Genomic DNA, 14,451 nt, shown 5'->3' on the forward strand with positions numbered 1-14,451 from the left:
TAAACACACTTAAAATTTCAATCTAAGCCGCGCCCACACCATCCGCCCTGGCTCGTGGATTGGCACCGAGTTATCCGCCGGGTAACCAAACGCTGCATTCCCTGCGCGATTTAAATGCTCTGCATAATTCTTGTTCAACATGTTCTCAATACCCACGGCCAACTGAGTAGTTTTATTGATTCGATAACCCGCATTCACTGACAATAAACTAAAGCCCGCACTCGGCCCCCAATCCTTGCCAACCACATTGCCTTGCTCTAAGGCGTATCGATGCTGCGCGGCAACCACCCGCCAGTTTGCTCCAGCCGATAAACGACTATCATCATAACGCAGCCCAAAACGCATCTCTAACGGCGGCATCTGAGGCAGCGGCTTGTTATCACGCGTATTTTCACCCCAAGCATAGGCCAGGCTATTCTCCACACGCCAATGCGTCGCTAACTGCCAACTCGCCCCCAACTCGCCTCCCATCATGCGGCCATTGATATTAGTCGCCTGCGCTTCGGTCACTTTTGCATTCAGTGCTTTAAACACAATAAAATTATGCACATAACCCAAATAAGCCGAAGTCCATACTTGTAGCCGATCCGTTGCATAGCGCGCACCTAAATCAAGCTGGGTGGTTTTTTCAGGCTGAATACCATCAAACGCATTAAACGAGTTTGTGGGGCCTAGCTTAGGCGAAAAAAGCTCCCAATAATCAGGAAAACGCGCAACGTGACCCACCCCTATATACGCCATAGCAGGCAGACGCTTTAAATCACGTTCATAACGCATAAATGCACTAGGCAAAACGGCATGGCGCTGCTGATTAGCAGTGGGATTAGACCGCGGTCGGTGATCTTTAGTCTGTATCCAGTCTAGGCGAGCACCGCTCACCATACGCGTTTGCTCGGTCATATACCAGGTCAGTTCGTTAAAAACCCCCATTTGGGAAAAACTGACTTGTTTGGTCCATGGCCCGCTTTTGTCAACTTTAATAGTACGTGATTGGCGTTGATGAATTTGCGCATCCAGACCGCTTACCAGTTTAACGTCATTGCCCCACGGTAAAGTAGCGGCAAGACGCGCGCCTACAATCTGGCGTTCTAATTCAGAAGCCAGGGGTTGCCCCTGTGGCGGAACCTGGCGCAATGTATAGTTATCCATTACGTGGTCTGCTTGATTGTAATAAATCTGTGCTTCCAGCGTATCCAATAAACCACTTAAATGGCTTTTCTCAAAACGCAAACCAAAACTATTGCGCTTAAAGCGCACACCATCCATACCGCGCCCAGCATACCGGGCCGCGCCATCACCCGTACCTGCGCTCAATTCTAAGCGCGTATGAGCCGTGGGGGTCCATCCTACCGCTACGTCTGTGTTCCATTTATCCCAGCTAGATGGCACAGTCTTACCAGCGCCATCTTCATAGTCACCTGCATGCGCCTGGTTCACCATCAGCCGCAGATATCCTTCTGGGGTACCCACCGTTAAATCTGCTCTTTGCTCGTTACGGCCCCATGCCCCACCTAGCACACTGCCATCAAAACGCATGCCGGTGGTATCAAACCGTGGTGGGCGGCGGTCAAAACGAATCGTACCAGCTGAAGCGCCTGGACCTCCGGTGACGGTTTGAGGCCCTTTAACGACCGTCAGTTCATCATAGTTTTCAGGCGCAAGATAAGAAGTCGGTGCATCCATTCTGCTAGCACATGCCCCCAATAACGTGCTGCCATCTATCAGAATATTTAAACGCGAACCAAACATACCGCGCAATACAGGATCCCCATTCGCCCCACCATTTCGGATCAGCGAAAACCCAGGAATTTTTTTTAAGTAGTCCGCGCCATCGCTCACCGGGGCCTGATTAAATTCCTTAGGGTCCGCCACCACCTTCAGCGGCAGAGTTGGCCGGACAGCCGTCACCACCACTGACCCATGCGTTAAACCATCGCGTATTTTTTTTTCGGGCTGTGCGCTGACCAGTAGCGGCAAGGCGGTAGCAAAAGCCATAATCAAACCAGCGGTGTATCGATGAGAGTGCTTCATTAAAAATCTGCAAAATTAAAAACGCGAAGCATAGCATTGATCTCGCTATAACCTTAACCAGCAAGCCTCAGCGCCAGCATAGAAAACTCTCTCTAAATCGGCTACTGCGGGTGCTAGGCGCTTACTTCGCATTTGGCTCACCGCATAAAGGAAGCGAACTGCTAGAATATGCGGAAACAGATATTGCACGCTTTTTGGTTAAGCATGCGGCACCGATTGCCAATTTTGTCGGAACGCTGCTGAGTTGGTTTAATAGTGCAAATGCAACCATTACGCAGCCATTTTTTTAGCCACAAGGCAGAGGCTGAGCGCGCGCTTGCCTTTGACCGTATTAACAAGAATAGAAATTGATAGATTCCAACCTTAGTACTACAGATTTAGCCAGGCGTCGCGTGCGCAGTTTTGTCACGCGTGCTGGGCGTATATCAAACGCCCAGCAACGCGCATTTGATACTCTTGCACCACGCTTTGTCTTACCTTACCCGCCCACCGCCACAGCGCTTGACTGGCCAGCTATTTTCGGACGGGATGCACCCTGTGTATTGGAAATTGGCTTTGGTATGGGGACCGCGACGGCGGAGATTGCCGCCCATTTACCCGCTACTAACTTTTTGGGTATTGAGGTCCATCAGCCTGGAGTGGGCGCATTGTTAAAGTTAGTCGACGACCACCAGCTTGAAAATATCCGTATCATCCAACACGATGCGGTCGAAGTCATGGAACGCATGATTAACCCTGCGAGCTTAGACGGCATTCATATCTTTTTTCCAGATCCATGGCATAAAAAACGGCACCATAAACGTCGTTTGATACAAGCCCCTTTCGCCGACCTGCTCGCCTCTCGTCTTAAACCCGGTGCTTACTTGCATTGTGCGACGGACTGGCAAAACTACGCTGAGCAAATGCTCGAAGTACTCAGCGCCCAGCCTTTACTCGAAAATACCGCGAGCGACTATGCGCCCCGCCCGACTTATCGCCCAGTCACAAAATTCGAGAAGCGCGGGTTGCGACTCGGGCACGGCGTATGGGATTTAGTCTTTCAGCGGCGCGCAGATTAAACCCGCTAGTGTGCCGCTTGGACTGGACTGGACTGGACTGGACTGGACTGGACTGGACTGGACTGGACTGGACTGGACTGGACTGGACTGGACTGGACTGGACTGCATCAAATGATCATGCAGTCCATTTAATTGCACCGGTATAGGCTGTCAGTAAAATCAATAAGCCAAAGCCAATCCGATACCAGGCAAAGACCCTAAAATCGTGAGTTGCGATATAGCGCAACAGCCAGCGCACACAAATAAATGCGCTGCCAAAAGCCGCCACCAGCCCAAAGATAAAAGCGCCTATATCCACCGTATCAAAAAGCGCACGCATTTTATACAGTTCGTATATGGTGGCGCCAAACAACAAGGGGATTGCCAGGAAAAAAGAGAATTCCGTCGCAATCCGCCGCTCAAGCCCAAATAACATACCGCCAATAATCGTTGAGCCCGAGCGTGAAGTCCCTGGAATCAAAGCAAAACATTGCGCTAGACCCACTTTAAGCGCATCTGCTACCGTTAATTCATCTAATGCCTGCACACGCGGCACCTTACCCCCATTAGATTGTCGCCACTCTGCCCACAGAATCACGAGCCCCCCAATTACCAGCGCTAACGCAACTGACACCGGTGTAAACAGCAGCGCCTTGATCTGTTTATCAAAAGTCAGCCCGACTACCACGGCGGGTATGCACGCAACTATAATATTCAAGGTGAAGCGGCGCGCGCTTGGGCGGCTCACGATACCGGTCGCCAACTCTACAATCTTGCGACGGAATTCCCAACTGACCGCGAGAATCGCACCAAACTGAACCACCACATAAAATGCTTTGGCTTGCTCACCGGTAAAGTTAAGCAGACTACCGGCAGCAATCAGATGGCCGGTACTTGAGACTGGCAAAAACTCGGTCAATCCTTCAACGATACCAAGCAGTAGTGCTTTAAAAGCAAAGATCCAATCAATATTCAAATCACATTCCTTTTTGCCAGGGTAGGTTAATAGCCATTAGATGATACCTGATCCAACTGTGCCCTTCTGCCCAAGCGCTATTTAAGCCGCACCTGATATACAGAACTCTTAACAGCGCTGGTTTAGCGCTCGACCAGTTGTACCCGAACACCCTCTGGCACAACGGTGATCGTACTGGGCTCATAAGCCACCTTAGCAAACAACAATTGATCAGATTTAAAAGTGTAGATTGGATAATTATCCAACAATTGCGTTGCAAGCAATGCAGCGGCGGTGTTGATTTGCCGCCCAAATTCATCCGCCATACCCTCAAACTGTAAATGCTCGACTTGAGGGTGCTTAAGCACTACAGAGCGGCTGATACGATCATAGGAAAGTTCACTGTTGAGAGTGAATTGACCATTCACTGGCTGCGCAATAAAAGAACTGCTAATTTGCGCGTCTAGTGCAATAGCAAGGCGATTTGCCTTTGGCTGCAAAGTGATTTGAGGATGGGCAAATTTAAGCTTAAAAATTTGTAAAATCTGCTGGTCATATGGAAATTTCTTTTCAACCGCAGTCTGGATTTCCCGTGCCGAAAAAGTATATTGACCAGAAATAAATGGAAAGATAGAGTTGCTACAGGCGCCAAATAAGAGCGCCAGAACAAAAAAGCCCACTGATCCCAAGATCAAGCGGCGACGCATAGCCGTAGTAAAAGGATAGCTCATGGTTTCATCAGTTTGATACAATACTCGCTGTCATAAGCTTAACAGCCGCTTTTGCGTTGCTTATGCTCAGTTTTTTGGCTGTTTTTTTCTACTGCGTTTATCTATTTTTCTCATCATACTTCGGCCTCCGTTAAATAGCCAACTTTTATTATGAATCTCGAACAGGCACGTCACAATATGATTCAACAGCAGATCCGTCCCTGGAATGTATCTGACCAGGATGTACTGAATTTGCTTGAAATCATTAAACGCGAGAATTTTGTACCGCCCACCTACCAAAATATTGCCTTTGCCGATCTTGAAATTCCGCTGCCCTGCGGGCAGCATATGTTATCCCCAAAAATCGAAGCGCGGATCTTGCAAGCCCTCCAACTGAAACCGCATGAATTCATACTTGAAATCGGCACAGGCAGCGGTTATATGGCCGCATTACTCTCCTCTCTCAGTCAACACGTATTGACGATTGAAATCCATGCCGAACTTGCCGCACTCGCACAAGAAAATTTGCTTAAAAACACTATCTCGAAGGTAAGCGTGGTCACAGGTGACGGTGCGCAAGGTTGGCCACAGCAAGCGCCCTATGACGTCATTGTGGTCTCTGGGGGGCTACCTGTCTTACCACCGACGTTACTCACGCAACTCAAGCCCGGAGGCCGTCTGTGCGCTTTCGTTGGCACCGCACCGGTGATGCAAGCGCAACTCATTACCTGTGTTGATAAAAACGAATACCAAAGCGAAGTTTTATTTGAAACTTGGGCCCCTCCTCTAGTTAACGCAATAGAGGCGCCACGCTTTAGCTTCTGAAATAGTGTGGGACTTTAATTTGAGTGGAGCAACGCCATTAGCGCCGCCACCGTACGGCGCGTTGCGCCACGGTGGCGGGCAGCAAACGCGACTGCTGCAGTACTCATTGTAGTGCGTAGATTCGAGTCTATAAGCAGCGTGCGCAATGCTTTACCAAGCGCGGCCGGGTCAGCCACGCGCCGCGCCGCACCTGCCATGATTGCATCCGCACTTGCTTGTTCGAAATTAAAGGTATGGGCGCCAATTAAGACCGGCACCCCAGCAGCACATGCTTCGATCAAATTCTGTCCACCAAATGGCAACAAACTACCACCAATAAAAGCCACATCCGCTGCCGCATAATACGCCCCCAATTCACCCATCGAATCGCCCAACCATACCTGAATGTCAGGCCCAAGCAATGGCTGGTTTGCGCGGTTTATTGCTTGATTTGACAAATCATTTTCAGCAGTCTCGGAGGGGCGGGTATGCCAAGCAGAACGCCGGGCAAAACGCCAACCTTCTCGCGCAAGTAATGCCGCCACCTCGTTAAAACGTTGCGGGTGGCGTGGCACTAAAATTAACACAGCACTTTCAGCCAGCCCACTGCGTTTAAATGCATCTAGCATGAGTGCTTCCTCGCCAGCGCGCGTGCTAGCTGCTACCCATACTGGGCGCGAGCCAAAACCTAAGCGCCATGTTTGGCCGCGGGCGATCAGTGCGGCAGGCGGCGCCATATCAAACTTCAGGTTGCCCAGCACCGTTACAGGGCGGGCACCTAACGCACTGAGTCTCTCTGCATCAGCTGGGCTTTGCGCAAAGACACGAGTAAAACCACCAAAGATTTCACGCCCGGCCTGCCCGAATTTAGCTGCTCGCCGATATGAACGTGCTGACATACGAGCATTCACTAATGCAAGCGGCACGCGAGCCCGACGGCACTCATCAATCAGCGTTGGCCACACTTCCGTTTCCATCACCACCCCAAGCGTGGGCCGATAGCGTGTTAGAAAACGCCGCACGGCAAACGGCATATCGTAGGGCAAGTAACAGCGCCATACGCGCGCGCCAAACAGCGCCTCACCCGTTGCCCGGCCGCCTGGCGTCATATGGGTGATCAATATGCGCGCCTCTGGGCAGGCCGCTATAAGAGCCTCGATCAGCGGCTGCGCCGCGCGCGTCTCACCAACCGACACTGCATGCACCCAGAGCAAAGGCGCACCATGATTTAAAAAGCCAGGCAAATGCCCAAAGCCAAAACGTTCCCCAATATGCCGGGCGTAACCCGGCTCGCCGCGAGAACGCCATAAAAGCCGCAGCACCGCAACGGGAGCCACAAGCCACCATAAAGCACGATAAATTTGACGTAGCATCAGAGAGGTTTAACCGAAAACCGTAGCAAGGGTTGCCAAGATTGCCCACCACTTAATCATGCACAGGCATCACAGACAAAAAATGGTTGCACATAGACGAATTACAAGACACCGAAATCAACCAACGCACGCCGTACATCGGCAAGTCGCGCAGGCTGTTGCGCCCCGCCCAAATTAATGATGTCTGGCGCCCAATAACCGCCCGTGCGCCAAGCCGTATCAAAATTGTAAAGCTCAATGGTTGGCCGCTTGAGGGCCGCAGCTATATGCACCAGCCCGGTGTCAACGCCAACCGTTGCCGCAGCACCCAGCAGTAACCCAGTGACTGCTGGCAATGTTAAAGCGGGCGGCACATAGGCTGCAGCGCCGGCCCTCCCCACCGATGTGAGACGAGCATTGAGCCACCCGCTGATTTTTTCACTCACCGCCCGCTCAGTCGCCTGCCCCCACGGCAATACCGGCGAGATACCCGCACGCAGTAATATTTGCCCCAGTTCAAGCCACCGTTCCTGCGGCCACTGCTTATCTGCGCGCGAAGTGGCATGCACTAAAACCACATAGGATGATGGCAATTTAAAGCCCGTTTCTATCAATGCCGTCTCAGCCGCCTGCGTATCAAGACCAAAATCGATCTCTCCTGATAACCCAGCAGAGTCTCCGAGTGCAGCCGCAACCAGTTGACGCGAACGCTCTAGCACATGAGTATGCGGCTCGATCGCAACACGCTGATCATAAAAAAAGCGTACCGGCCATTCATAACTAGAACCCTCTGTGCGATTACCCAGCCCACTCACCCGAGCACTCGTCGCGCGTGCCCAATGCGCCGCCCAGGCCGTTTTTATGAGGCCCTGACAATCAATCACTTGATCATAAGCTTCACTCGCTAGCCGCTGCCGCAACTGACGGATTTCACTCCAGGTTGCCGGTGAGCATAATCGTTTGCGCCAGCGGCGTAGCGAAAATGGAATCACGCAGCGCACACCGGCAACAAGACGCACGAGATCAGCAAATCCCTCTTCAACCAGCCAATCGATCTGCGCAGTCGGATACTGACGCCGAATATCGGCAATCACAGGCATCGTATGCACAACGTCGCCGAGTGATGACACTTTGACAATTAATATTTTTTGCATCTGAATCAAATGGCTGACACTCTAAACTTAAACGGTAATTATATTGAGGCGCTGGTTTGTTAAAAACGCTTAAAAAGGCAATTTAGCGTCAGGCTTTTGCGCCAGAATCACACGACGAAAATCTCGTTGAATCCTCTCCAGCGCCTCTTCATCATCTGCTTCAAAGCGCAGCACAACCATAGGCGTAGTATTAGACGCCCGTGCCAGACCAAAACCATCTGGATATTCAACCCGCAAACCGTCGATCATCACCACCTCATCGGCGCCACTAAAACGCGCGGATTTTTGCAATTGTTCAATCAGCTCGAAATTTTCTCCCTCGCTTAATTTTATTTGCAATTCAGGCGTTGCAATCGAATCCGGTAGCCCATTGAGTAACGCACTCGGGTCATCTGTGCGAGACAGTAGTTCAAGTAGCCGCGCCCCCGTATAAAGACCATCATCAAAGCCGTACCAGCGATCTTTAAAAAAGATATGCCCGCTCATTTCACCGGCAAGCGGCGCACCGGTTTCACGCAGCTTGGCTTTAATCAGTGAATGACCTGTTTTCCACATCAGGGGCTCGCCGCCATGTGCCCGCACCCATGGCGCAAGTTTACGCGTGCATTTTACGTCGTAGATAATCTGCCCGCCTGCATGACGGGATAACACATCACGCACAAATAACATCAGCTGACGGTCCGGATAGATAATCTGGCCATCTTTGGTGACTACGCCTAGACGGTCACCGTCGCCGTCAAACGCAAAACCAATTTCTGCATCGCCTGCCGCCAAGGCATCAATGACATCTTGCAGATTCTCAGGGCGAGCCGGATCTGGATGATGATTCGGAAAATGACCATCCACCTCACAAAAAAGCTCATGCACTTCGCACCCAAGCGCTCTAAAAAGACGCGGCGCAATCGCGCCTGCGACTCCATTGCCACAGTCAACGACCACTTTTAACGGGCGGGCAAGCTTAATATCGCTGACAATCCGCTCGATATACGCGGCTACACAATCATGCGTCTGATAGCTACCCTGCCCTGCAGTAAACTCTTTTGCCACAATGCGTTGATACAGCGCTTGAATTTGCTCGCCATAGATCGCCGCGCCACGCAACACCATCTTAAAGCCATTGTAATTAGGCGGATTATGGCTACCCGTTACCACAATGCAAGAATCGACTTGACGGCCATTCAGCGGCACATGGGTGGCAAAATAGCCAAGCGGTGTTGGCGCTAAGCCCAAATCGATGACATCGACCCCGGCTGCGCGCAAGCCATCGGCCAGCGCTTTGGACAACTCTGGGCCGGATAGACGGCCATCGCGGCCGATAGCAACTGCATCGCCGCCATGAACGCGCACTTCGCTACCAAACGCCAAGCCAATGCTATGCGCCACGCTCGTATCCAGCGTCTGACCAACAATGCCGCGAATATCGTACGCTTTGAAAATCGAGTTTGAAATCATGGAATGAAAAAGCCTTAAAAAGCAAATAAAAAACTACATTTTCAGAAGCTAATGGGTATGCAATTTATAATACAGCCTCAACTCATATCTATCTCTCTGAAATAGAATTCATGCACTGTGCGAATCATAGCCTAATGTACTTTTATCTACCTCTTTTTAATTTAACTAACAAAGAAATATGCTAGCGAATCATAAAGGAACCATTTTAGTCACAGGTGGCGCAGGGTATATTGGCTCGCACACGTGTGTTGAACTGCTAAATGCCGGTTACCAGGTGGTTGTGGTTGACAATCTGAGCAACAGCAAGCGTGGAGCGCTTAAAAGTACTGAACATATCACCGGCAAAACTGTACCATTTTTTGCAGCTGATGTACGCGATCGGGATACCCTCACGCGCGTGTTCAAAACGTATTCAATTCAGGCCGTGATTCATTTTGCTGCACTAAAAGCCGTAGGCGAGTCGGTGGCGCAACCGCTCCAATATTACCGCAATAATATGGACAGCCTGCTCACCTTGCTTGAGACAATGAATGCATACAACGTCAAGCATTTTGTCTTTAGCTCGTCGGCGACGGTCTACGGTAATCCGCACGCTGTACCTATTGACGAATCCTTTCCATTGTCAGCAACCAATCCTTATGGACACACTAAAGTGATGGCCGAGCAGATATTGCGTGATTTGGCTGCAGCAGATACAACCTGGAAAATTGCTGCTTTGCGTTATTTCAATCCGGTAGGTGCGCATGAGAGTGGGTTAATGGGTGAAGATCCAAACGATATCCCTAATAACCTGATGCCTTATATAGCGCAAGTTGCCATTGGCAAACGCAAGCAATTGAAAGTTTTTGGAGGGGATTGGCCAACGCCCGATGGCACAGGTATGCGTGATTATATTCATGTAGTTGATCTTGCACACGGGCATCTTGCTGCGCTTGATACGCTCACCAAACACAAGCTAGGCTTCACCGTCAATCTTGGGACTGGGCGTGGCTATAGCGTACTTGAAATCATCCGTGCATTTGAGATGGCGAGCGGACGTAAGATCCCTTATGAAATTGTCGCGCGGCGAGCGGGTGATATTGCTGCATGCTATGCCAACCCTGAGGCTGCACAGCGCGTCACGGGCTGGCGCGCTGTGCATGGGATTGAAAGGATGTGTGTTGATCAGTGGCGCTGGCAGGTGAATAATCCGCGGGGATATTTGAAGTAAAACTACCTTTCCTAAGGGAGGCCAAACTATACTTTCCCCTTATTAAAAATAAGAGGAACTACCTCACGTCGTGTGTACTTCGTTATCGTAAAAGCCGCCGGTGGTGGCTGAGCAATAGAAGGACATTGTTGTTCTCCTGATAAGTGTTAGTGACCGATGGCGAACCAGCCAAATCCGGTACAAGAAATCCCGTGATGTTCTATGCTTCGCCCATATGCCTGGAAACCAGTTGGATTGCCAGGTTGAGGTACAGCTGCTCCTGCATGGCAACCGATGCCCGCTCGATCTGTCAAAAACACGTTAAATGAGTCGTTAGAAAACTTAATCGGAAATTGGACCCACCGACCATCATTGCCATGAGGCGTGCCAACAGTGCCCCATTGCAAAATCAGTCCACTTGGTAGTACTTGATAGCCAGATTTGAGTTCTGGAAATGTCCGCTCTTCTCGCCGCACATATCGGCTATCGCCTAGCTCAGAAGTTAAATAGCGTTGATCTGCCACTTCTGGCGTGAGCGTGTGGGTGTCCACGTAATCTTTGCGCGCATAATCGGCAAGTTGACTCTCAAAGACAAAATTTCCCTGATCGGTATCGTCTACCGTGGCTTGGAGCCTACCCTGTTCAGAGTAACCAATTTTGACGGCGTTTGATTGCTGACCGATGCCTGTACCTTGTTGGACAGGGGTATAGCCTAGCGCTGGTTGCTTATTTGCCGTCGCCTGTGCCACCCGTAGCGGCGTCATAATGGTGCTGTTGTCAGTACCTGCTGTTGCCTGCTCTTGCGAGGCAATTTTCGACACGATGCGCATCCATTTTTCAGCATTGCTTGGCTTGGTGGTGTTTTGGTCGCTAAGCGATTCGTATATTTCCCAAGGCTCGGTTTCTGTCGTGCGGTAGCATACCCGTGCACGCTTGGCATACGGGTAGGCTTGACCGCCGCTATCGCTTGGCGCAATCCATTCGGGTGTGCCAAATACCTGATATTGCTGCAATGCTTCGGTAATATCGTGCAGTATCATATTATGCTTTTCTTGCTCGATGGTCGTTAACTCGGCGCCAGCTTTCAAATTTTGGATCAAACCATCCTGAATATTTAATTTCGCCGATTTTTCATCCAATTGCTTAGCCTGGTTATTCAGTTGCTTACCCTGACTATTCACCTTGCCCCATAAAAAAAACATCCCACTGATCGATAGCATTAAGGCACCAAGCGCCAGATATAATCCCTGCTGCCCAGGTTGATTCAGCTGTTCTGCAATTCGATTGAATTGACTCTTCATTGAATCCATTTCGGCAAAAATGAGATCTTCCTTTTCCATTGGTGAATTCATCGCCTGCTCTGTCTGTTTCAGCAACTTATTCAGCATCTGCTCAAATTCAATCTCGTATTTTCTCTCTAGCGCTCTTGCCGTATATATCTGATACAGCATAGAAATTACGCATACTGAAAGCGATAAGCTCCAATCTTTCGGCTCCAGCCTGGGCAGTTGCGCCGTTATTCCACTGACGTTCTTTCTGATTGACGATAAATAGCTACCCCCACTATTTGTTCTTTGCTCTAATTCTTCTATCTTATGATCCGTATTTAAATCACGCTCTGTCTGTGTAATAGAGTCAGTCGAAGATGGGCCCACTTTAACTCCCAAGCCCTCTATCTGCTGATTTGATAATGACATCTCTTCCGTGCTGCTTTCCGTTCCTCGCGTTCCTTGAAAAGAAAGAGTAGGCAAAAGAAAATTATTATTTAATAAAAAATTTGTTGAAGCAGATGGAGTGGTTGAGGTTGGTGAAGGGGCTGGGGTTGATGAAGCTGATGAAGATATTGAGTTTAATGAAGGTATTGAGCCTAATGAAGATGTTGAATTTGATAAAGGCATTAACCGTGGAGAATTATTAATTTGCATTATGTACCCTTGTCAAAATTAGAAAAATTTGAATTTCAGCAGAAAGGTGTAAACCAGTGATAAAACTTTAAAAATTAGTCAACGCGTCCCCCGCTTGCTGATGCCCAGCAACTTAACTTTCCCACCCGTGCCACTTTGCTTGGGTACAAGTCCAAGAAACGACGCAAACTTATATCATGGTTTATGTGGTGGTTAGCTACCATCACATGAGATACCGTCTTTGCTGTCAAGCGATACTTGCATAATTTTCGTCATAAGGTATCTCACTTTTTTCAGTATTAAAGAAACAGCATTAATAACCAATAGCAAACCACCGAATATGCCATCCTCCGCCAGTATCTCCATTATGATTAAATGCGCGTAATGTAACTCCTGTTGTTGATCGCGTAAACAGCTGCTCAATGGCAGATGCAGGCCCTGTACCCTCGTGAGTTCCGTGAATACTTATGAAGTTTGAGGGGAATTCGATTGGAAATTTGATTTCCATCATGCCCCCGTCTGGAGTTACAGTAAAACCCCACTGCATAATCAACCCGCCTGGCAAATATTGCCAGCCTTTATCGAGAGAGCCATTAAAATCGGTGATGCCATATCCACTGAGTGTGCTGGGTGTTCCAGTAAGCCTCCCCCAGTTAAATTCTCCATCTTTCGGATGAAAGCGCTCACTAAATACAGCAAACCCATCTTGCAACTCTTTAGTCGTTACAGCATCCGTAATACCATATTCGTTTAGCGTCGTTGGTCTTCTGATGATCCTAGCCCAATCAAAGCTCCCATCCTTTGGATGAAAGCGACTATCAAGTGCAGTAAACTTGCCTCGCAAGTCCCCTTGAATTTGCTCAGATCGACTATCCAACTCGCCTCGCAAAGTGTTAACTATGCTAGATTTCTCATCTTTAAAATCTTGGCTCAAGTTTTCCAGCTTTGCCTCAAGTTCCTTAAGCTTTTTTTGCAAACCTTCGTTCTGCAAATGTTGGTTATTGGACTTTCTCCATAAGACTCCAATTGCATAGAGAAACAGAAACAAAGAAAAAGAGAATAAAGAAAAAACTAAGTGATGATTTTTCGACTCTGGCTGATTGAATTGTCCAGAAATCAGATTAAGTTCCGCTTCTATCAAAGCTAAACGATTAACCATGCTACCTTCTGTTTGCTCAGATAGCCAAGAAGGAGAATTTAACTGCCCCCAAAGGCTAGCTAAAGTTTTCGTGGCTTGGTTATTAGACCCCCTCTGCAAAAAGCCATTTGCATAAATAGAAAAGGACAATGAAACAGCGCATGCAGAGAAAGCTAAGCAAAGAATCTTTGGATCTAACTGACTACACTGCTCATAAATACGATTTAAGTTTGATTTTATCGAATCTAGATGATTAAGAACGTTGCTTTCTGTTTGTTTTAGATGCTGCGATATTTGCTCTGCCCGCAATTCTTTGACATCCTCAGGGTCGCGAATTTTCCTCGGGGCTGGATCAATATTTTGCTGAGTTGAAGATTGGAAAACTTCATTCTTAAGAATTTTTATTGACGAGTCTGACAATTTCCCCTTCTCTAGTCCACTTTCAGCATCTTTAGAGTTAGGGGGTGGAAGAAATGGCAATTGGGGCGTTGAAGCAGCAGCAGCGGCAGCAGCAGCAGAAGAAGAAGAAGAAGAAGAAGAAGAAGAAGAAGAAGAAATTTGCATTATGAGTTCCTGTATAAGGTAGGAAAATTAGTACAAAGTCAATGTATTAATAGAGCTGGCCCTGTGATTATCTAAATACGACCTAGATTCAGTGGCCAAAGCCTAAGTTCATTTTTCTAGGCAGTGCAGTAACAATAAAAAACGCATATAAATCTCCTCAT

Annotated in this window: 13 protein-coding genes and 1 pseudogene; 5 read left to right on the forward strand and 9 right to left on the reverse strand. The window is 48.8% G+C overall.

All coding sequences use genetic code 11. The features are described 5' to 3' along the window. Positions 1 to 9 precede the first annotated feature (9 nt). Entirely contained in the window at positions 10 to 2,031 is a 2,022-nt protein-coding gene (locus NQD60_RS06670) for a TonB-dependent copper receptor (RefSeq protein WP_257100166.1), read from the reverse strand. A 110-nt stretch (positions 2,032 to 2,141) separates the two neighbouring features. Between NQD60_RS06670 and NQD60_RS06675 the strand changes: the two genes are divergently transcribed. From NQD60_RS06675 to NQD60_RS06685, 3 genes are read left to right on the forward strand one after another with little or no spacing between them, the layout of a single operon-like run. Continuing rightward, the gene (locus NQD60_RS06675; RefSeq protein ID WP_257100167.1) at positions 2,142 to 2,321 is read left to right on the forward strand and encodes a hypothetical protein; all 180 of its coding nucleotides are present in this window, start codon (positions 2,142 to 2,144) and stop codon (positions 2,319 to 2,321) included. A gap of 57 nt (positions 2,322 to 2,378) precedes the next feature. Then, a complete protein-coding gene (trmB, locus tag NQD60_RS06680; RefSeq protein ID WP_257100168.1) occupies positions 2,379 to 3,089 on the forward strand; it encodes a tRNA (guanosine(46)-N7)-methyltransferase TrmB in 711 nt (236 codons plus the stop codon). After that, positions 3,056 to 3,235, forward strand: coding sequence for a hypothetical protein (locus tag NQD60_RS06685; protein ID WP_257100169.1), 180 nt, complete (start codon positions 3,056 to 3,058; stop codon positions 3,233 to 3,235). Before trmB ends, NQD60_RS06685 begins: the two co-directional genes overlap by 34 nt. On the opposite strand, the gene NQD60_RS06690 is transcribed toward NQD60_RS06685, so the two are convergent. Both NQD60_RS06690 and NQD60_RS06695 read right to left on the reverse strand, forming a co-directional pair. Further along, positions 3,205 to 4,038 carry an undecaprenyl-diphosphate phosphatase gene (locus NQD60_RS06690; protein WP_257101286.1) on the reverse strand — a complete coding sequence of 278 codons (834 nt, stop codon included), beginning with the start codon at positions 4,036 to 4,038 and terminating at the stop codon, positions 3,205 to 3,207. The genes NQD60_RS06685 and NQD60_RS06690 overlap by 31 nt on opposite strands. Positions 4,039 to 4,166: 128 nt before the next feature. Then, positions 4,167 to 4,754, reverse strand: coding sequence for a DUF1439 domain-containing protein (locus NQD60_RS06695; RefSeq protein ID WP_257100170.1), 588 nt, complete (start codon positions 4,752 to 4,754; stop codon positions 4,167 to 4,169). 150 nt (positions 4,755 to 4,904) lie between these two features. On the opposite strand from NQD60_RS06695, the gene NQD60_RS06700 reads away from it, so the two are divergent. Next, a complete protein-coding gene (locus NQD60_RS06700) occupies positions 4,905 to 5,558 on the forward strand; it encodes a protein-L-isoaspartate O-methyltransferase (RefSeq protein ID WP_257100171.1) in 654 nt (217 codons plus the stop codon). A 14-nt stretch (positions 5,559 to 5,572) separates the two neighbouring features. On the opposite strand, the gene waaA is transcribed toward NQD60_RS06700, so the two are convergent. The 3 genes from waaA to NQD60_RS06715 all read right to left on the reverse strand — a co-directional run bounded on the left by waaA (position 5,573) and on the right by NQD60_RS06715 (position 9,495). After that, positions 5,573 to 6,910, reverse strand: a complete 1,338-nt coding sequence (gene waaA, locus NQD60_RS06705; RefSeq protein WP_257100172.1) for a lipid IV(A) 3-deoxy-D-manno-octulosonic acid transferase — start codon at positions 6,908 to 6,910, stop codon at positions 5,573 to 5,575. 101 nt (positions 6,911 to 7,011) lie between these two features. After that, positions 7,012 to 8,043: a lipopolysaccharide heptosyltransferase I gene (gene waaC, locus NQD60_RS06710; protein ID WP_257100173.1), complete on the reverse strand. Its 1,032-nt coding sequence runs from the start codon at positions 8,041 to 8,043 to the stop codon at positions 7,012 to 7,014. A 69-nt stretch (positions 8,044 to 8,112) separates the two neighbouring features. Beyond that, entirely contained in the window at positions 8,113 to 9,495 is a 1,383-nt protein-coding gene (locus NQD60_RS06715; protein WP_257100174.1) for a phosphomannomutase/phosphoglucomutase, read from the reverse strand. A 178-nt stretch (positions 9,496 to 9,673) separates the two neighbouring features. Here NQD60_RS06715 and galE point away from each other — a divergent pair, with 178 nt between their 5' ends. Continuing rightward, entirely contained in the window at positions 9,674 to 10,705 is a 1,032-nt protein-coding gene (galE, locus tag NQD60_RS06720) for a UDP-glucose 4-epimerase GalE (protein ID WP_257100175.1), read from the forward strand. Positions 10,706 to 10,851: 146 nt separating this feature from the next. On the opposite strand, the gene NQD60_RS06725 is transcribed toward galE, so the two are convergent. From NQD60_RS06725 to NQD60_RS06735, 3 genes and pseudogenes are all read right to left on the reverse strand, one after another. Further along, on the reverse strand, positions 10,852 to 12,609 hold the full coding sequence (locus NQD60_RS06725) for a hypothetical protein (RefSeq protein WP_257100176.1): 1,758 nt from the start codon (positions 12,607 to 12,609) through the stop codon (positions 10,852 to 10,854). 87 nt (positions 12,610 to 12,696) lie between these two features. Continuing rightward, a pseudogene (locus NQD60_RS06730) lies at positions 12,697 to 12,780 on the reverse strand (transposase); the annotation flags it as partial. 121 nt (positions 12,781 to 12,901) lie between these two features. Continuing rightward, complete coding sequence (locus tag NQD60_RS06735) at positions 12,902 to 14,290, reverse strand: hypothetical protein (RefSeq protein WP_257100177.1); 1,389 nt, start codon at positions 14,288 to 14,290, stop codon at positions 12,902 to 12,904. Between the last annotated feature and the right edge of the window lie 161 nt (positions 14,291 to 14,451).

The organism is Mycoavidus sp. SF9855 (genome assembly GCF_024582735.1).
In the GTDB taxonomy this organism is placed as follows: domain Bacteria; phylum Pseudomonadota; class Gammaproteobacteria; order Burkholderiales; family Burkholderiaceae; genus Mycoavidus.